The sequence below is a fragment of the Halorientalis brevis genome (genome assembly GCF_023077655.1).
On sequence record NZ_JALLGV010000015.1, the window covers coordinates 20,914 to 38,194 of the forward strand.

Consider the following 17,281-nt stretch of genomic DNA (forward strand, 5'->3'; position numbering starts at 1 on the left):
TGGGGACTCCGTGAAGATGTCATTGAATACATGTGCGGTGACTCACCTGTCCTCAGGCGGCCTGGAAGTCACGCCAGCGCTCGAGCATGTGATCCGCGTTGTCGGGCCAGATCATGAAGAACCCGGAGTTGTCGAAGCGTTCTTCGATGGTGCCGCTGTCGCGGGTCGAACCCTCCGAGTTCGGACTGCCCTCCTCGTCGGACCAGTCGTACTGCTGTGGGTCGAACAGCGCCGGCTCGTCCACCGCGTCGTAGGTGGCCTTGCCCTCGTAGGCCCAGTCGTAGTACTCCGGCCCCATGCCGTCGCCGGAGTCGTCGGAGCCGTCGCGGACGAGTTCCTTGTTCTCGTAGTGGGGGACCGAGTAGCCCCAGCCCTGGATGAAGCCGGGGAACCACGCGCCGTAGTGGACGTCGTCGATGAGTCGCTGCACTTCCTCGACGTTCCCGCGATTTTTCGCGCCGGGGTTCGTGAGCCCGATCCCGCCGTACCAGTAGCGGTAGCCCTGGAGGCCGCTGCCGTCCATCGTCGCGTACGTACACGGCGTCCCCTGGCGACGGATGTCCATCGCTGCCGGCTGCCAGATGTCGCCGATAATGGCTTCTTCGCTGGCCATCTGGGTGACGGACGCGCCGTAGGCCGTCCAGGTCGCCCGGAACTGCCCGGCCTTTTTCTGCTCGATCAGGAAGTCGACCGCGGCGTCGAGCTGGTCCTTGTTCGGGTTGTTGAGGTCGCCCACGTCCCCGTCGATGATGTCGTTGTCGAGCATGTGCATGAGCGTCTCGGGGATGGTGATCGACGCGGTCTCACCGATCGAGGCTTTCCCCTTGTACTGCTCGTCGAACAGCGCGCTCCACAGCGAGACGTCGTCGACGAACTTCGGGTTGTAGCCGATCGCGTCGAAGTTGTACACGTGCGGGGGAAACAGGAGCTCCGTCTGCTCGTCGTCCGCCCAGAGGAGGTCGTTGATCGTCTCGGTCTGCTTGCCGAGGTGGCTCAGACGCTCGCCCGGCGCGGTGAACGCGTCACTGATCTGGTCTTCGTTCCAGTTGTCGAGGTCCGCCGTCGGGACCGGCAACGTCGCGTCGTTGGCCTGGGCCAGGGCCCCAGCACCTGACGACTCGACCGTGTAGGCGTCGACGCTCTCTCGCTCGCCGCCGAGGATTCGCTGCTGAATCGTCGGGATCGTCGCAGTGGTGGTATTGAGATCGATGTCGGTCATCTCCTCGAACTTCTCGACCTGCCCTTCGCGACCGCCCCATGCCGTGGACATCCACTCGACGGGCCGTTTGCCGTCGCCGTTGCCGCCACCGCCGCCCGAACAGCCCGCGAGCATTCCGGCTGCGCCAGCAGCGCCAGCGTACTTCATAAAGTTACGTCTGTTAACGCCTTCCATATTATACAATACCACACATACACCAATGTATTTAATACTTTTCGGTTGTGCGCCTATATCTTGGATTGTATACAATATATTGCACAGATATTCAGCCTTGTTTAGTTTCCAGTGCCAGGTCCCGTACGCACGACCTGGCCGACGGTGTCGCTCTCATTGGCCTTCGACGACTAGTCCAGACAACGTATTCACCCATGTTCCCAGGCTATATGCGTATTGCGCCGAATTCTGGTCGAGCCTTAGCGGCAAAATACACCCCCACATGAGTGTTTATTACATGACACTGCCCGAGTTCTCTCGTAGCTATGGGAGATATAGACGTAGCAATCGGCATTGACGTAGACTGTGTTGCCGGCTGGCTCGGCTCGTACGGTGGCGAAGACTCACCTGCAGACCTCTCACGCGGGCTCTCGGCCGGGAACGAAGGCATTCCGCGAATGTTGGAACTCCTCGAATCCGAGGCGATCAAGGGATCCTGGTACATCCCCGGCCACTCCATCGAGACGTTCCGTGACAACGTGCAGGAGGTCGCCGACGCGGGGCACGAAATCGGCGTCCACGGGTACTCACACGAGAACCCGACTGACCTCTCGCGCGAACAGGAAGACGAGATCATCGCGAAATCGATCGATCTCATCGAGGACGTCACCGGGTCGAAGCCGGTCGGACACCGGGCGAGCTGGTGGGAGTTCAGCGAAAACACGCCGGAACTCGTCGAAAAGTACGACTTCCTCTACGACAGCAGCCTGATGGAGCGGGAGTTCGAGCCCGGGTACATGCGGAAGGGCGACGACTGGGAGCCTATCCAGTACGACCAGGAACCCGAGACCTGGATGACCCCCTACGAGTACGGCGAGGAGACGGACGTCGTCGAGATTCCGATCAGCTGGTATCGCGACGACATTCCGCCGATGATGTTCATCAAGCAGCCGAACTACAACATGGGATACGCGAGCCCCAAGATGATCTACGAGGAACTGTACAAAGCGCAGTTCGACTTCCTCTACAACCGGCGCGGTGCTGGCGTGTACACCCTCACGATTCACCCCGACGTCCACGGGAAGCCCCACATGATTCCGCTCCTCGAGGACTTCATCCAGTACGTCAAAGAACACGAGAACGCACAGTTCTCGACGCTGGAGACGATCGCCAACAAGTTCGAGGACGACCCGTCGGTGTACGAGAGCGAAGGGAAATACGTCTAACTCGAAACCGGACGCACGGCCCGAGTACTCGCATGTCTACCTGGGTACTCCTGCATTTTTCGCGCGCCGTCCCGTTCTCACTGTGCCACTCGAGCCGTGAGCCTGTGCGGGCGACGTCTCGCCGAGCCGACCTGCGTAACTGGTCCAAGTCGCCGACTCAGCCCTCACGATCGTGAGCAACGGATCGAGGTGAGACCCCCGGCTGCTACAGTGCCACGTCCAGCAGCAGGCCAGTTATGACAGACCGTCGGCGGTCACTCGCCGTGAGTTGGAAACCAGTCGAGCGGGTTCTCGCTAGTCGACAGCGCCAGTGCGAGCTTGATCCGCGCTTGCTGGACGGAGAGATCGTCCGCGAACCCGGCCCCGTGTTGCCGCAGCGTTTCGCCGCCGCCGTCGCTCCCGTACACGGGGAGCGTCGCGCCGGCGTGACACCGCGTCCCGACGACGACCGCGACGTCGTTGTCGATCGCGTCGGCGATCGCGTCGCCGAGAGCGCTCGTCGTGTTCCCGATGCCAGTCCCTTCGATAACGAGGCCATCGACGCCGGCGTCGATCGCGTCGTCGATCGGATCGCGTGGCGTGCTGACGCCGCTCGGGATTATCCGAACCGACGCCGTCGGGACGATGGGGTCACACGTCGGTTCCGAGGCGAGTGGCTCGTGATGGAACCGAACGCGGGCGCGGTCGAATGACGCGACCGGCCCGGAATCGGGCGATTCGAACGCTTCGACCCGAGACGTATGGGCCTTCGTCACACGACAGGCCGCGTGGAGCTGGTCGTTGAAGGCGACGTACGATCCGCCCGCCGCCCGGAGACGGTCGTGTGCCGCGGCACGGACGGCGTTGATGAGGTTCGCAGGCCCGTCCGGACTCGGCTCGTCGGGTCGGCGCTGTGCTCCGGTGAACACGATCGGCACGTCGGCCGAAGACGTCAGCGCTGCATAGAATGCGGATTCCTCCATCGTGTCGGTGCCGTGTGTCACGACCACCCCGTCGACGCCGTCTGCAGCCGCCGCGTGCGCTCTGTCGACGATAGACGACATCGTCTCGAAGTCCATGTCGAAGCTCGGGATGCGAGCGACCTCCTCGACGGAGATCGACGCATACTCTCGCGCTTCGGCTGCGTCCCCGAGGATTTCCGTGCCATCGATCTTCGGCTGTGCACCCTCGTCACCGTCGGTACTTGCGATCGTCCCACCCGTACTGAGAACTCTAATCGTAGGCTTCACACTGCAGTACTGATACGTACATGTGGTGTTAGGTGTTTCGGAGGGGTCGCATGTGCTGACAGCTTCGCTCGCACCCGCGACGTGATTCACGTCACCAAGCGCGAACAAACACCTGACGTCGAGACTGACACGCCGCGGTCAGGCAGAAGCCGGCCGGGAGTGTAGGCGGGCCATGCACCTGGAGAGTCAACAGACCAACCGTTCGCACGTCGCAAACAGCAATCGGGGCGAGACGAAACCACCGCAGGCACGCACGCCGCGGAGATCACATGGTCACAGACACCGCTGGAGAACCCACACAGTGCAGACCGACGCATTTTCGATCCGATCCAGCGGACGCCGCGCGACAAGATTCATGCGGACTCGCACTGCCAGTCGTCGCCGCTGTGAAAGCGCAGAACCACGCACGGAGACCGCTTCTTTCACCACCACCTCCGCGGGATGGAACCCACCCGACGCCCGTTTGTCTCCGGCAAACGCCATCGCACAGCCGAGAGGCCGGATCGAGTGTGTGTTCATGAGTACCGTGGGAAAGGCCCCCAGTCTGTGCGTTGATTTTTCATAACTGGCCGTGTTCGGCAACCATCTGCCGGGTTTACGGAGGCAAGCCGACAGGTCGCGTTTGTCGTACGCAAACGATATATCAGCCCGGCTTGTAGACTACTCATGCCAACGGATCCAGTCGAGTCCGATTCGCCCAGGACCCTACAGACGTCCACGACGACGCTGGACGTAGTCAACGCGCTGAAAAATCTCAACGGTGCGACCGTCACCGAGATGGCCGACTACCTCGACCTCTCGAAAGGGGGCGCGTACAACCACCTCGCAACGCTCCGCGCGAACGATTTCGTCATCAAGCGCGGGGACGAGTACGATCTGAGCCCTCGTTTCATCCTCATCGGCGAACACGTTAGACAGGAAAGTCTGCTCTACCGATTCGGCAAGGAAGAACTCGACAAACTCGTCGCGGAAACCGGCGAATACGCACAACTGATCACAGAGCAACACGGGCTCGGCATCGTGGTCTACCTGAAACGCGGCGAAAACGCGATGGGGAACACCTACTCCGATCAGATGGAGCGACGATCCCTGAATCTCCACCACCTGGCGGCGGGCAAAGCGATCCTCGAACGGCTCCCCGACGAACGCGTCGAAGCGATCGTCGAGCAACACGGTCTCGACGCCCGGACGAGCAATACGATAACGGACCTGGACGGCCTGTTCGAGGAACTGGCAGCGGTCGAGGAGCGTGGGTTCGCATACAACATCGAGGAGGAGGTCGACGGCTTGCGGGCCGTCGGCGCCGCGATCGACGGCCCAGACGGCAACGTTCTCGGTGCGATCAGCCTGTCCGGCCCTCGCAGTCGAATGCAAGGTGACCGCCTCCGGGAGGAGCTTCCAGAGAAAGTGAAGAACACGGCCGACGTCATCGAGTTCAACATCAACATGGACACCCAGTCCCACCAGTTTTGAATCCGTCATCTCGGATCTGCCGTTACATCCATAGGATTGTAACACCACCGTCGCAGGAAGATCACCCCCGCGCGGACAGCACGGCGTCATCTGCTCTGTAACGCTGCTTCAGACTCTTGCCGAAGCAGCGGACTTCACTCGGCTGCTTCGTGACGGACCTGAGTGAGTCGCACCAGTCCGAGACGCTTCCTGCCAGCATCCGATTACAAAAGTAGTATCGTAATGGGTAGTGGCGACTCCAGTCCGATTCTCGTATCGCTGTTCCGCCCCTCGATCCACTTTCGAGTTTCTTGAAGACACGTTACCGGCACCACACAGCTATGGAGGCGACCAGAACCGGATTCCGGTGGCTATCGCCGCCAATACGTGTCTCCGAAATAGTCGGATCGACGATCGCTCGGTGTATTGGTTCGGCCGACCGATCGGACAGGTAATAATCTGCGGTCGGAGCCCATGTCGACGGATCGTGGGTCACCTGAAGATGTTTTGCGACACCACTGAGTAGCTTTCCTCACAGTCATCGGAAGATCGGCCGGTACTTTGTTTCGACAATTTCGAAAGGCTTTCCAGCTTTGAGGGACGTGTCTTCGGTATCATGGCCAGCGGCTCACGACAGACGGTCGATCGGGCGTTCGAGATCATCGACGTGTTGGCTGAGGAAGGCGGCCTTCGGGGATCCGCGGTCGCCGACGAACTCGACATGCCCGTGAGCACCGCGCACGATTATCTTCAGGCGCTGACGGCGACGGGATACGTGACGAAAACCGACAACATCTATCGAACCTCGACGCGCTTCCTGGAGGTCGGCCAACGGCAGCGCCATCGACTCGACGTGTTCACCGCCGCAGCGGAGGAACTCGAGACGGTCGCCGAAGAGACCAGAGAGCACGTCACGCTGATGATCGAAGAGAACGGACAGGGCGTGCTCATCGCCATCCAGGAAGGCGCCGACGCGGTGAGCCTCTTCGCGTATCCCGGCGCCCGGATGCCCCTCCACGCGACGGCGCCGGGCAAAGCGATTCTCGCGTACCTGCCGCCCGAGCGCGTCGAGGAAATCCTGGACGACCACGGACTCGTCGCGGTCACGAACCGGACGATCACCGATCGGGAGGTCCTTTTCGACCAACTCGGAAGCATCCGAGAACAGGGGTACGCGGTCGACGACGGTGAGCGCATCGCGGGCATGGTGTGTATCGCCGCGCCGGTGCTCGACAAAGCCGACGACGTCCAGGCGTCGGTCTGCGTGTGCGGCCCGCGGAGTCGGATCGACGAACAGCGGCAGGAACAGATCGCCGAGGTCGTTCGGCGGTCGGCGAACGTGATCCAGGTGAATCTGGATTACGCGTAGTTAGTTGACGTACTCGCTCAGGTCCATCGGTTCCTCGCGGAACAGCGCCGGATTCATCTCCGCGAGGTCGTCGGCGACGACGGGATCGAACGCCATGTTGTCGACGACGTCAGTCTCCGCGTCGACGCCCGGAGCGACCTCGGTCAACACCAGTCCGTCGCTGGAGAGCTCGAAGACGGCGCGCTCGGTGACGTAGACGATGGGCTGGTCCGTCTCGACGGCGTAGTCGCCGCTGAAGGTGATCTGCTCGACCTCGTCGACGAACTTCGTGCCCTCACCCTCGGACACGATTTCGAGCGTCCCGTCGCCGACGTCGACCTCCAGGCCGCCCGTGGTGAGCGTCCCACAGAAGACGACTTTCTCGGCGTTCTGCGTGATGTTGATGAAGCCGCCACAGCCGGGGAGTTGGGAGCCGAACCGGCTGACGTTGATGTTGCCGTCGGCGTCGATCTGGGCCATGCCGAGGTAGCCGATGTCGAGGCCGCCCCCGTCGTAGAAGTCGAACTGCTCGGGCGAGGTCACGAGCGCCTCGTGGTTGACGGCCGTCCCGAAGCTGATGCCGCCCGAGGGCGAGCCACCGATGGGACCGGCCTCGACGGTCTGGGTGATCTCGTCGCTGATGTTCCCCTCGCTCGCGACGACGGGAATCGTCTCGGGCACGCCGACGCCGAGGTTTACGACCGCGTCGGGGACCAGTTCCATCGCGGCCCGGCGGGCGATGACTGTCCGCTCGGTGAGCGGCGCCTGCTCGGCGTCGTCGTCCTGGGGGACTCTGACCTCGCCGCTGAACGCGCCGCTGTAGTCCTCGCCGTAGGTCTGCTTGTGCTCGGACGGCGGTGCCTCGACCACTGTGTCGACGACGACGCCGGGCACGTCGATGTCGCGGGCGCTCAGCGACCCGGCTTCCGTGACGCGCTCGACCTGCGCGATGACCGTCCCGCCGGAGTTGTGCGCGGCCTGGGCGGTCGCCAGCATGTTCGCGGTGAGCGCTTCGCGCTCCATCGTGAGGTTGCCGTTCTCGTCGGCGGTCGTCCCGCGGATGATGGCGACGTCTATGGGCTGTGCGTGGTAGAACAGGTACTCCTCGCCGTCGAGGGTGACGACCTCGACGATGTCCTCGGTCGTCTCGTCGTTGGCTTTGGCCCCGTCCTGACGCGGGTCGACGAAGGTCCGCAGACCGACGTTGGTGATCGTCCCCGGTTTGCCCGCGGCCGTGTCACGGAGCAGGTGATCCATCGCGCCGAACGGGAGGTTGTACGCTTCGACCTCGCCCGCGACGACCTTCTCCATCAGGTCCGGAACGAACCCCCAGTGGCTACCGATGACGCGCTCCAGCATGCCGTCCTGGACGAGGTGGGAGATGCCGTTCCCCTGCCGGTCGCCCTCGGCCGCCGGGTGATAGAGCGTGAGATCGCCCGGCGCGCCCGACGCTTCGTACCGGTCGCCCAACGCGTTCAGTACGTACTCCGGGATGCCGACGGCGACGAAGCCACCGATGCCGACGGTGTCTCCGTCTTCGATGCACGCGACTGCCTCTTCGACGGGTTCTACGAGTGCCATGTCGTTCGGAGTACGGGAGGCCCGGAACAAACCTTTTGCTACTTTTAGTGAGTGTCCTGATCAAGGCCGTCAAATATATTTCGGCCCCTGTACGAGCCCAACTCGCCCGACGGTCGTATCGTATTCTTTAGGACCCCATGGTTCGTAGCCCGTGCCGATGGAACTCACCAGCGAGCAGCGGATGATTCAGGAGACAGTCCGGGAGTTCGTCGAGAACGAAGTCAGCGAGAACGTCGCCGAGGCCGACGAGAGCCAGGAGTTCCCCGAAGACATCTGGGACGGCCTGGCCGACCTCGACCTGACGGGCCTGACGGTGCCCGAGAAGTACGGCGGCTTCGACGCCGACGAGGTCACCTACAGCATCGTCAACGAGGAACTGGCCCGTGGCCACCTGGCCGTCGCGACGGCACTGTCGGTCCACGGACTGGCGACGTCGTGTATCCGGCAGTTCGGCACGGACGACCAACAGGACGAGTGGCTCTCGGAGATGGTCGACGGGCGGCCCGTCGGGGCGTTCGCACTCTCCGAGCCGCACGCCGGATCGAACCCCGCCGAGATGACCACCGAAGCCCGCAAAGAGGGCGACGAGTACGTCATCAACGGCACGAAACAGTGGATCACCAACGGGAAACGCTCCGGCGTCGTCATCCTCTTCGCCAAGACCGACAAGGACGACCCCAACACGGTCACACAGTTCCTCGTGCCCAAGGACATCGACGGGCTCGAAGTCGGCAAGAAAGAGGACAAGCTCGGGCTGCGCGCCAGCGACACGACGACGCTCGTCTTCGACGACGCGCGCATCCCCGCCGAGAACCGCCTGACCGAGGTCGGTGCCGGTCTCAAGGCCGCGTTCTCCATCCTGACCGGCGGCCGCATCGCCATCGCCAGTCAGGCCGTCGGCGTGGCACAGGCCGCGCTGGACGACGCCGTCGCGTACGCCAACGAACGCGAGCAGTTCGGCGAGCCGATCATCGAGAAGCAGGCCATCGCCCACAAACTCGCCGACATGCAGACGGACGTGCAGGCCGCGCGCCTGCTCACGCGCGACGCCGCGCGCAAAAACGAGGGCGACGTTCACCCAAAGTCCGCGAGCATGGCCAAGTACTTCGCCAGCGAGACCGCCGTCGACGTGGCCAACGAGGCCGTCCAGGTCCACGGCGGCTACGGCTACACCAAGGACTTCGACGTCGAGCGCTACTACCGCGACGCCAAGATCACCACGATCTACGAGGGCACCTCAGAGATTCAGAAAAAAGTCATCGCGCGCCACCTGAAGGACTGAGCTACTCGTACTCGTAGAAGCCGTTCCCCGTCTTCTTCCCGAGGTCGCCGGCCTCGACTTTTCGCTTGAGCAGGTACGCGGGCTTGTATCGGTCGCCCAGTTCCTCGTGGAGGGTCTCCGTCGCGTGGAGACAGACGTCCAGTCCGATGTGGTCGGCGAGCGTCAGCGGCCCCATCGGGACGTTCGTCCCGAGCGTCATGCCCTTGTCGAGGTCTTCCTTGGAGGCGACGCCCTCGTCGAACGCGCGGATGCCCTCGTTGATCCAGGGCATCAGCACGCGGTTGGTGACGAACCCGGGCTTGTCGTCGGACTCCCAGGTCTCCTTGCCGAGGTCCTCGGAGAAGTCGTGTGCCAGTGCGACCACGTCGGCGTCGGTCTTCTCGCCGACGACGATCTCGACGCCCTTCATGACCGGGACCGGGTTCATGAAGTGGATGCCGACGACCTGTTCGGGGCGCTCGGTCGCGCTGGCGATGGTCGTGATCGAGAGCGTGCTGGTGTTGGTCGCGAGCACGGCCTCGTCGCCGGTGACCTCGTCCAGGTCAGCGAAAATGTCCTGTTTGACGTCGACGTCCTCGACGGCGGCCTCGACGACGAGGTCACAATCCGCCAGGTCCTCGAGGTCGGTCGTGCCCGTAATGCGCTCTCGGGTCGCCGTCGCTTCCTCGTCGGTCAGTTTGTCGCTGTCGAGGAGGCTGTCGAGGCTGTCGCTGATGGTCTCGAACCCGCTCTCGACGAACGACTGTTCGATGTCGCGCATCACGACATCGTAGCCCGCCATGGCGGTGACCTGTGCGATTCCACTACCCATCGTGCCCGCGCCGACGACCCCGACGCGGTCGATCGACTCTAGCTGAAAGGTCATCACAGGAATCTCTTGCCACGTGCAACCTAAGTGTGCCGAAACGGCCCGGGGATCGATAGAACAAAGGTCGTGAACGAGTGACCTGTACCCATGCGGAAACTTGTCAATCTCCTCGTCCGACAGGACGGGCTGAGCCACGAGGAGTTCGTGGACTACTGGCTGACCGAACACGCGCCGCTGGCGGAAGCCCTCCCCGGCGTCAGGAAGTACGCGACGTCGATCCCCGCCGACCCGGACAAGGCCGCCTACGACGGGATCGCGGAGCTGTACCTCGACGCGGACGCGAGCGTCGGCGACGTGTTCGCGAGCGAGGCCGGCCAACGGGTCCAGGCGGACACGAAAAACTTCCTCGACGACGACGCTGGTGAGGTCCTGGTCGTCGACGAGACGGTACAGTTCGGCGACGACTGAACGCGACAAGAGGAAGACACGAGAGCACACATGTCACGAGCACGCATTGCTGGCACAGGGATGACGCCGTTCGGTGAACACCCCGATCGGCCGGGCCGGGACCTCTTCGGGGAGGCCGGGCTCGCAGCACTCGACGACGCGGGGCTTTCGCCGGACGACGTCGACGAGGTCTTCTACGGCAACTTCGTCGGGACGCTGTCCGAAAACCAGGGCCACCAGGGGCCCCTGATGAGCGAGGCCTTCGGCACGACGGCGCCCGCCAGGCGGATCGAAGGCGCGTGCGCGTCGAGCGGTCTTGCGATCCGCGACGCGGTCCGCGTCGTCAGGAACGGCGAGGCCGACGTGGTCCTCGCCGGCGGCATGGAACGCATGACGAACATGGGAACCGCCGGTGCGACCGCGGGGCTGGCCGTCGCGGCCGACGACCTCTACGAAGTCCGCCCTGGGGTGACTTTCCCGGCGGCGTACGCGCTTATGGCGCGCGCCTACTTCGAGCGGTACGGGGGCGACGAGACCGATCTCGCCCACGTCGCCGTCAAGAACCACGAGAACGCGCTGGCCAACGATCACGCCCACCTGCAGACCGAGATCACCGTCGACGACGTCGCCGAAGCGCCGGCCGTCGCCGACCCGCTCGGCCTCTACGACGCCTGCCCGATCAGCGACGGCGCGAGCGCGGTGGTGGTGACGACTGACACCTACGCCGAGGACCACGGCCTCGACGCCCCGGTCGCGATCACCGGCAGCGGCCAGGGCAGCGACCGCATGGCGCTCCAGGACCGCGAATCCTACGCGAAGACGCCCGCGACCCGCGCCGCGGCACAGGAAGCGTACGCCGATGCCGACGTGGTACCCGACGACGTCGACGTCGCCGAGGTCCACGACTGCTTCACGATCGCGGAAGTGCTCGCCCTGGAAGCGCTCGACCTTTACGAGGAGGGCGAGGCGATCGGCGCGGCCCGTCGCGGCGAGACGACGCGGGACGGGCGACTGCCGGTCAACCTCTCGGGCGGCCTGAAGGCCAAAGGGCATCCGGTCGGCGCGACGGGCACGGCACAGGTCGCCGCCGTCGCGACGCTGCTTTCGGGCAGCCATCCCCGAGCGGACGCGCTCGATTCGCCGACCGTCGGGGTCGCCCAGAACGCAGGCGGCACCGTCGCCAGTGCCACCGTGCACGTCCTCGAGGTGGTTCAATGACGACGTATCACCGCCGGTTCGGAGTCAGCCAACTCGCCACTGCGGAGGTGGTGGCATGACTGACGCCAGCGACGGCGCGTTCTCGGCGTTCCTCGACGCGATCGAGGCCGGCGACCCGTACTACCTCGTCTGTCCGGAGAGCCACGGGTCGATCCCGCCACAACAGCTCTGTCCGGAGTGTCACAGTCGTGACCTCTCGAAAACGCCGCTCTCAGAGAGTGGCGAAATCGAAACGTACACCGTGGTCTCCGTCCCCGCGCCACGGTTCAGCGACGACAGTCCGTACGTCACCGCCATCGCGGACTTCGGACCCGTCACCCTCACAGGCCACCTCCGCGGCGTCGATCCCGACGCCGTCGAAATCGGACAGACGGTGCGACTCGCCGTCGGATCAGCCGACGGTGAGCGATTCGTCGCCTTCGAGCAACCGGAATAGTACGCGACCGCTCCGGGAATCACGTCGCACCTGCAGTGTCTCGTTCTCGCTTGGCTGCCGTCATCTCGACCGGAGTCACTGTCAACAGTCCGTCGATCGAGCCGTTCGTTGACCCCTCGGATAGCCACGTCGAGTCTGTCGATGAGGTGAGTCTCGAAGAACCCCGTCAGATCGACAGGTACTCACCCAACTGCCGCAACCTTATCGTGATGTTTCCAGGATATATTTCCAATACCCGCACCACAATAGTATTTCTTCCCTATCATTTTTTGCTGTTATAGCTACAAATTTGATAGGTAGTGTTATAGATAGACGAACCTTGATTCGACAGTACATCAATTCTATAATAACAAGGGATATAATCGGTATTGAGTGCGCTGTATTCCACTTATCACGATTATTTCCAGATATTTAAATCGTATTATATCAGCGGAGAATAATCCTCGTCGAGAGGGGTATAAATAAATAAGTTCATATCAAGTACTATTTGTTTGAACCATAATTTTACTTATAATTCAGAGTACGTCACTTCACTTGGAATAGGGCGCCTGTCGTCGTTCGCGTTGGTCGGTAAGCGATTGGATACGAAGCGCCATCGACGGACCGGCACCTCACCGTTCATATTCGGTAAGAACGCAGCACTGCGAACGCTCCGTGCTCCCCGCATTCCCGTTACAGCAATAGGCGTGTAATGGAATTCGGTCGCCGCTCAGACCCACGCCGATGTTGTTCTCCCGTGGGTGTCGACCATCGCTATTACAGCCATAGGATTGTAATGCCAGAGGCAGAGACGCGTCGAGGTACATTTTAGTGTCCCCTCAGCGAACGGATGCGCTAATGACTGATTCATCGGAGGAACGCGACGCGCCGAGGTACAAGGTCGGGAAAGTCATCGAGCGCTATTCACTCGACGGCATGGGGAGTGAGTTGGAGGCACGTTGGCTCGGCGACGGCAGAGACTCACACAGCTTACGCGAGCTCGCGACGTATTTCAACGAGGAGGTAGTGCGCTCGGCGATCGCCGACACGGATCGACGGGAGGTGAGTGGCGACGTCGAAAACCTGTACCAGGTCCTCACTGATGACGACGTGAGTCGGGCAGAGCAGACACGGGTCCGGAAGGAGTTGGAACGCGACGGCATCGACGTCGAGCAGCTCGAACAGGACTTCGTCACCCACCAGGCGGTCCACACGTACCTCACGAAAGGGCGAGAGGTAGCAAAGGAGACCGAACCCGAAGATCGTCTCGACAACGCTCGCCAGACGATCAACCGACTCCGGAGCCGACTGATCGCCGTGTCGGAAACCACGCTCGATAGCCTCCGGCAGGCAGGTGCGATCACCCTGGGCTCGTACGATATCTTCGTCGAGATCAGCGTCCACTGCACGGACTGCGGGACGCACAAGAACTTTTTCGAGGTTCTCACCGATCGGGGCTGTGAGTGTTCGGATCAGGAGTGACCGCGACCCCAGATCTAAGATTGCTATCTTAGACGTTCGTCTTTGCTCAGAAGTCTGTAGGGAGTCACCACACGACCCGGGCGGCGAGGCCACCACCTGATGTAAAATTTTATCACTGAAAGAATCGATAGTGGACCTATGTCACAACATCAAACTAGTTCTTCGAAGGCCAGAATACAGGCGGAGAACATCGGCGGGATACAGGACACGTCCGTCGAGTTTTCGCCGGGCACCACGATCCTCGTCGGGCGGAACGCAACCAATCGAACGTCCTTCCTCCAGGCGATTATGGCGGCGCTCGGCAGCGAAAACGTCGCGATGAAAGGCGATGCCGACGAAGCGTCCGTCGAACTCACCCTCGGCGACGAGACGTATACGCGGCAGTTGAGTCGCCGTGCGGGTGGCGTCGTCACCGATGGAGACCCCTACCTCGACGATCCGACGCTCGCCGATCTGTTCGCCTTTTTACTGGAGTCCAACGAAGCCCGACGAGCGGTCGCTGCCAGCGACGACCTGCACGAACTCATCATGCGCCCGGTCGACACCGCGGCGATCCAGACTGAGATCGACCGACTCGTGGAGGAGCGAGAATCGCTCAAACGCGAACTCGAGGAGATCGACGAAGTCAAAGGGCAACTGCCGGGGCTGGAAGAAAAGCGGACGCAGTTGGAAACCGAAATCGAGGAGAAGCGAGCGGAGCTCGAAGCGAAGGAAGCGGAACTCGAGGACGCAGACGCCGACGTCGAAGAGACTCGCGAAGAAAAGGCCGAACTCGAAGACAAACTCGACGAACTCCGCTCGAAGCGATCCTCGCTGGACGACGTGCGGTACGACCTCGATACCGAGCGCGAAAGTCTCGAGGCCGTCAAAGGGGAACGACGCGAACTGGCGGACGAACTCGACGAGTTACCCGAGGCACCAGTCGGTGAGATAAACGAAATCGAGTCTGAAATCAGCCGGCTTCGCGAACGCAAACAGGCGCTCGAATCGGAGGTGAACCAACTCCAGAGCGTCATCGGCTTCAACGAGGACATGCTGGACGACGCGGACTCGACCGCGTTCCAGGGCCTGCTCGAAGACTCCTCGGGTGACCTCACGGACCAGTTACTCCCCGACGACGAGGTGACGTGCTGGACGTGTGGGAGTGAGGTCAAAAACGAGCAGATCGAAGCCACCCTCGATCAGTTACGGCAGGTGAGCCAAACGAAGATCAGCGACGTGGGCGACCTCGACACCCAGATTTCGGAGTTGAACGACCGAAAGCGCGAGTTGAAACAGTCCCAGCGCGAACGCGAACGCGTCGAACGACGCCTGACCGAGATCGAGACCGAGATCGAACGTGGAGAGGAAACCATCGAGCGCCTCAAGACACAGCGTGAGGAGTTGACCGAGGAAATCGAAACCGTCGAAGCGGAGGTCGACGAACTCGAGAACGAGGATTACAGTGCGGTTCTGGACCTCCACAAGGAGGCGAACCAGCTCGAATACGAACTCGGCAAGCTCGAGAACGACCTCGAACGCGTCGAGGGCGACATCGCGGACATCGAAGACCGGATCGCCGAACAGAGCGAGCTCGAGGCCGAACTCGACGACGTCAAAGCCGAGATCGAGGATCTCCGGACGAAGATCGAGCGAATCGAAGCCAACGCCGTCGAGGAGTTCAACGAGCACATGGACACCGTCCTCGAGATGCTCGACTACGCGAACCTCGACCGCATCTGGATCGAACGCGTCGAACGCGAGGTGCGCGAGGGACGCCGCAAAGTGACGAAGACCGTCTTCGAACTGCACGTCATTCGGACGTCCGAATCGGGGGCCGCGTACGAGGACACGGTCGACCACCTCTCGGAGAGCGAACGCGAGGTGACGGGACTCGTCTTCGCACTCGCAGGCTACCTCGCCCACGAAGTGTACGACGACGTTCCGTTCATCCTCCTGGACTCCCTGGAGGCCATCGACTCCGCCCGGATCGCGACGCTCGTCGAGTACCTCGCCGACTACACCGGCTACCTCCTCGTTGCGCTGCTCCCCGAAGACGCTGCCGCGCTGTCCAGCGATTACGAGCGCATCACTGAAATCTGAGACGGCGCTCGCTTTCTCACAGCGGCTTACGCACAGCACCGAGGGCTGATCCGACGACTCACACCTGCAATGGAACGCGAGAGGCTGACAGTGCTACGTCACGAAGGTGCCAGCCCGGCCGTTCGGTATTAGCGAACAGCAGAACAGTCGCATATTATACCCACACGGCCACTAATTTCCGAGTATGACTAACGTTCCACACACTATCTCGAGTAGTATTTTATGTTTATTTATTAAATACGATTAGACGTGGAGAATTATAATTCGGCATCAGTGCAAGCGAGAATCGGGCTGGACGAACGGGTGAAAGCTGGCTCCAGTAGTACGACCGGGAGAATCGAGGCGTGGGGATCAGGAGTGAGCGAGATTGAGTTCCAGTTCGTTCACGCTCCGATGAATGAGGTCTGGAATCTCGTTTGTCAGGCGGTCGTCTTTGAGTCGATGGGCAGGGCCGGCGACGGCAAACGCGCCGAGAACGTCGTCGTTCGGGTCCATGATCGGCACGGCCACTGCACGAAGGCCTTTCGTGCTTTCACTCTCGTTGACTGCGAATCCTTGCTCACGGATGGCTTCGAGTTCGGCAAAGAGTTCTGCTTCGCTGGTGATCGTGTTCTCGGTCGCGGCTGTGAGACCGTCGGTTTCGACGAGGCGCCGGACCTGGTCTTCCGGCATCTGGGCCAGCATTGCTTTGCCAGCCGCTGTGAGGTGCATGTCGAACCGCTTTCCGACGCGGCCCTTCGAGAAGACGCCGTGGCTGCCGGTTTCGCGATACAGCACGACGGCCTGGCCGTGCTCCGTGACGGTGAACTGTGCCGTCTCGCCGGACTCCTCGGCGAGGTCCCGGAGCTTTTCCCGGATGAGCGTGTTGCCCTCGATCTGGTTGCGCACGTGGCCACCGATGTCCAGAAATCGGAGTCCGAGACGGTAGACGTCACCGTCTTTCCTGACGAAGTCGCCGGCGCGAAGCGTCGCCAGGTGTTTGTGGACGGAACTCTTCGAGAGGCCCGTCACGTTCGCCAGTTCCGTGACGCCCGCGCCGTCGCGCGATTTCAGTTCAGCGATGATAGCGAACGATCGCTCCAGGCTCTTCAGCGTCCGTCCATCGACGTTCGCGCCGTCGTCGCCAGTGGATGGGTTGCTCATTGCGTGACAGTGACTTCCCCACCCTAAAAAGATTCACTAATGCGAAACGGTCGTGCGTGAACCGTGGCCCGAACCCAGACGGTAGCCGCGGTATCGCGCCTGCCCACTCGGCGCGCCATGTCGCGAAAATACACGCTCGATGGAAAGAAGACCGGTTCTGTCCCACGAGAGAGTTTACCATAGTCAACGCGTGTCG

Annotated in this window: 14 protein-coding genes; 9 read left to right on the forward strand and 5 right to left on the reverse strand. The window is 62.1% G+C overall.

Annotated elements, in window-relative coordinates; all coding sequences use genetic code 11:
- Positions 1-52: 52 nt before the first annotated feature.
- On the reverse strand, positions 53-1,393 hold the full coding sequence (locus MU553_RS23370; RefSeq protein ID WP_282594436.1) for an extracellular solute-binding protein: 1,341 nt from the start codon (positions 1,391-1,393) through the stop codon (positions 53-55).
- A 305-nt stretch (positions 1,394-1,698) separates the two neighbouring features.
- Here MU553_RS23370 and MU553_RS23375 point away from each other — a divergent pair, with 305 nt between their 5' ends.
- Positions 1,699-2,598 carry a polysaccharide deacetylase family protein gene (locus MU553_RS23375; RefSeq protein WP_247382225.1) on the forward strand — a complete coding sequence of 300 codons (900 nt, stop codon included), beginning with the start codon at positions 1,699-1,701 and terminating at the stop codon, positions 2,596-2,598.
- A 254-nt stretch (positions 2,599-2,852) separates the two neighbouring features.
- Here MU553_RS23375 and MU553_RS23380 read toward each other — a convergent pair whose 3' ends face one another.
- Positions 2,853-3,827, reverse strand: coding sequence for an asparaginase (locus MU553_RS23380; RefSeq protein ID WP_247382226.1), 975 nt, complete (start codon positions 3,825-3,827; stop codon positions 2,853-2,855).
- A 666-nt stretch (positions 3,828-4,493) separates the two neighbouring features.
- On the opposite strand from MU553_RS23380, the gene MU553_RS23385 reads away from it, so the two are divergent.
- On the forward strand, positions 4,494-5,300 hold the full coding sequence (locus MU553_RS23385) for an IclR family transcriptional regulator (protein WP_247382227.1): 807 nt from the start codon (positions 4,494-4,496) through the stop codon (positions 5,298-5,300).
- Positions 5,301-5,895: 595 nt separating this feature from the next.
- Positions 5,896-6,648: an IclR family transcriptional regulator gene (locus tag MU553_RS23390; RefSeq protein ID WP_247382228.1), complete on the forward strand. Its 753-nt coding sequence runs from the start codon at positions 5,896-5,898 to the stop codon at positions 6,646-6,648.
- Here MU553_RS23390 and MU553_RS23395 read toward each other — a convergent pair whose 3' ends face one another.
- A complete protein-coding gene (locus tag MU553_RS23395) occupies positions 6,649-8,208 on the reverse strand; it encodes an acyl CoA:acetate/3-ketoacid CoA transferase (RefSeq protein WP_247382229.1) in 1,560 nt (519 codons plus the stop codon). It lies immediately after the preceding gene.
- A gap of 157 nt (positions 8,209-8,365) precedes the next feature.
- On the opposite strand from MU553_RS23395, the gene MU553_RS23400 reads away from it, so the two are divergent.
- The gene (locus MU553_RS23400; RefSeq protein WP_247382230.1) at positions 8,366-9,490 is read left to right on the forward strand and encodes an acyl-CoA dehydrogenase family protein; all 1,125 of its coding nucleotides are present in this window, start codon (positions 8,366-8,368) and stop codon (positions 9,488-9,490) included.
- A 1-nt stretch (position 9,491) separates the two neighbouring features.
- On the opposite strand, the gene MU553_RS23405 is transcribed toward MU553_RS23400, so the two are convergent.
- Complete coding sequence (locus MU553_RS23405; RefSeq protein WP_247382231.1) at positions 9,492-10,355, reverse strand: 3-hydroxyacyl-CoA dehydrogenase family protein; 864 nt, start codon at positions 10,353-10,355, stop codon at positions 9,492-9,494.
- A gap of 90 nt (positions 10,356-10,445) precedes the next feature.
- Between MU553_RS23405 and MU553_RS23410 the strand changes: the two genes are divergently transcribed.
- The 5 genes from MU553_RS23410 to MU553_RS23430 all read left to right on the forward strand — a co-directional run bounded on the left by MU553_RS23410 (position 10,446) and on the right by MU553_RS23430 (position 15,942).
- Positions 10,446-10,766, forward strand: coding sequence for an EthD family reductase (locus tag MU553_RS23410; protein WP_247382233.1), 321 nt, complete (start codon positions 10,446-10,448; stop codon positions 10,764-10,766).
- 30 nt (positions 10,767-10,796) lie between these two features.
- Positions 10,797-11,963, forward strand: coding sequence for a thiolase C-terminal domain-containing protein (locus MU553_RS23415; protein WP_247382235.1), 1,167 nt, complete (start codon positions 10,797-10,799; stop codon positions 11,961-11,963).
- A 55-nt stretch (positions 11,964-12,018) separates the two neighbouring features.
- The gene (locus MU553_RS23420; RefSeq protein ID WP_247382237.1) at positions 12,019-12,399 is read left to right on the forward strand and encodes a Zn-ribbon domain-containing OB-fold protein; all 381 of its coding nucleotides are present in this window, start codon (positions 12,019-12,021) and stop codon (positions 12,397-12,399) included.
- An 837-nt stretch (positions 12,400-13,236) separates the two neighbouring features.
- Positions 13,237-13,860, forward strand: coding sequence for a rod-determining factor RdfA (gene rdfA / locus MU553_RS23425; RefSeq protein ID WP_247382239.1), 624 nt, complete (start codon positions 13,237-13,239; stop codon positions 13,858-13,860).
- 138 nt (positions 13,861-13,998) lie between these two features.
- The gene (locus MU553_RS23430; RefSeq protein WP_247382241.1) at positions 13,999-15,942 is read left to right on the forward strand and encodes an archaea-specific SMC-related protein; all 1,944 of its coding nucleotides are present in this window, start codon (positions 13,999-14,001) and stop codon (positions 15,940-15,942) included.
- A 351-nt stretch (positions 15,943-16,293) separates the two neighbouring features.
- On the opposite strand, the gene MU553_RS23435 is transcribed toward MU553_RS23430, so the two are convergent.
- A complete protein-coding gene (locus tag MU553_RS23435; RefSeq protein ID WP_247382243.1) occupies positions 16,294-17,085 on the reverse strand; it encodes an IclR family transcriptional regulator in 792 nt (263 codons plus the stop codon).
- Positions 17,086-17,281 lie beyond the last annotated feature (196 nt).

Excerpts from the sequence above, each read along its gene's own strand:
- MU553_RS23370 (WP_282594436.1), bottom strand. The coding sequence starts at position 1,393 with ATGGAAGGCGTTAACAGACGTAACTTTATGAAGTACGCTGGCGCTGCT.
- MU553_RS23375 (WP_247382225.1), top strand. The coding sequence starts at position 1,699 with ATGGGAGATATAGACGTAGCAATCGGCATTGACGTAGACTGTGTTGCC.
- MU553_RS23385 (WP_247382227.1), top strand. The coding sequence starts at position 4,494 with ATGCCAACGGATCCAGTCGAGTCCGATTCGCCCAGGACCCTACAGACG.
- MU553_RS23390 (WP_247382228.1), top strand. The coding sequence starts at position 5,896 with ATGGCCAGCGGCTCACGACAGACGGTCGATCGGGCGTTCGAGATCATC.
- MU553_RS23395 (WP_247382229.1), bottom strand. The coding sequence starts at position 8,208 with ATGGCACTCGTAGAACCCGTCGAAGAGGCAGTCGCGTGCATCGAAGAC.
- MU553_RS23400 (WP_247382230.1), top strand. The coding sequence starts at position 8,366 with ATGGAACTCACCAGCGAGCAGCGGATGATTCAGGAGACAGTCCGGGAG.
- MU553_RS23405 (WP_247382231.1), bottom strand. The coding sequence starts at position 10,355 with ATGACCTTTCAGCTAGAGTCGATCGACCGCGTCGGGGTCGTCGGCGCG.
- MU553_RS23410 (WP_247382233.1), top strand. The coding sequence starts at position 10,446 with ATGCGGAAACTTGTCAATCTCCTCGTCCGACAGGACGGGCTGAGCCAC.
- MU553_RS23415 (WP_247382235.1), top strand. The coding sequence starts at position 10,797 with ATGTCACGAGCACGCATTGCTGGCACAGGGATGACGCCGTTCGGTGAA.
- MU553_RS23420 (WP_247382237.1), top strand. The coding sequence starts at position 12,019 with ATGACTGACGCCAGCGACGGCGCGTTCTCGGCGTTCCTCGACGCGATC.
- rdfA (WP_247382239.1), top strand. The coding sequence starts at position 13,237 with ATGACTGATTCATCGGAGGAACGCGACGCGCCGAGGTACAAGGTCGGG.
- MU553_RS23430 (WP_247382241.1), top strand. The coding sequence starts at position 13,999 with ATGTCACAACATCAAACTAGTTCTTCGAAGGCCAGAATACAGGCGGAG.
- MU553_RS23435 (WP_247382243.1), bottom strand. The coding sequence starts at position 17,085 with ATGAGCAACCCATCCACTGGCGACGACGGCGCGAACGTCGATGGACGG.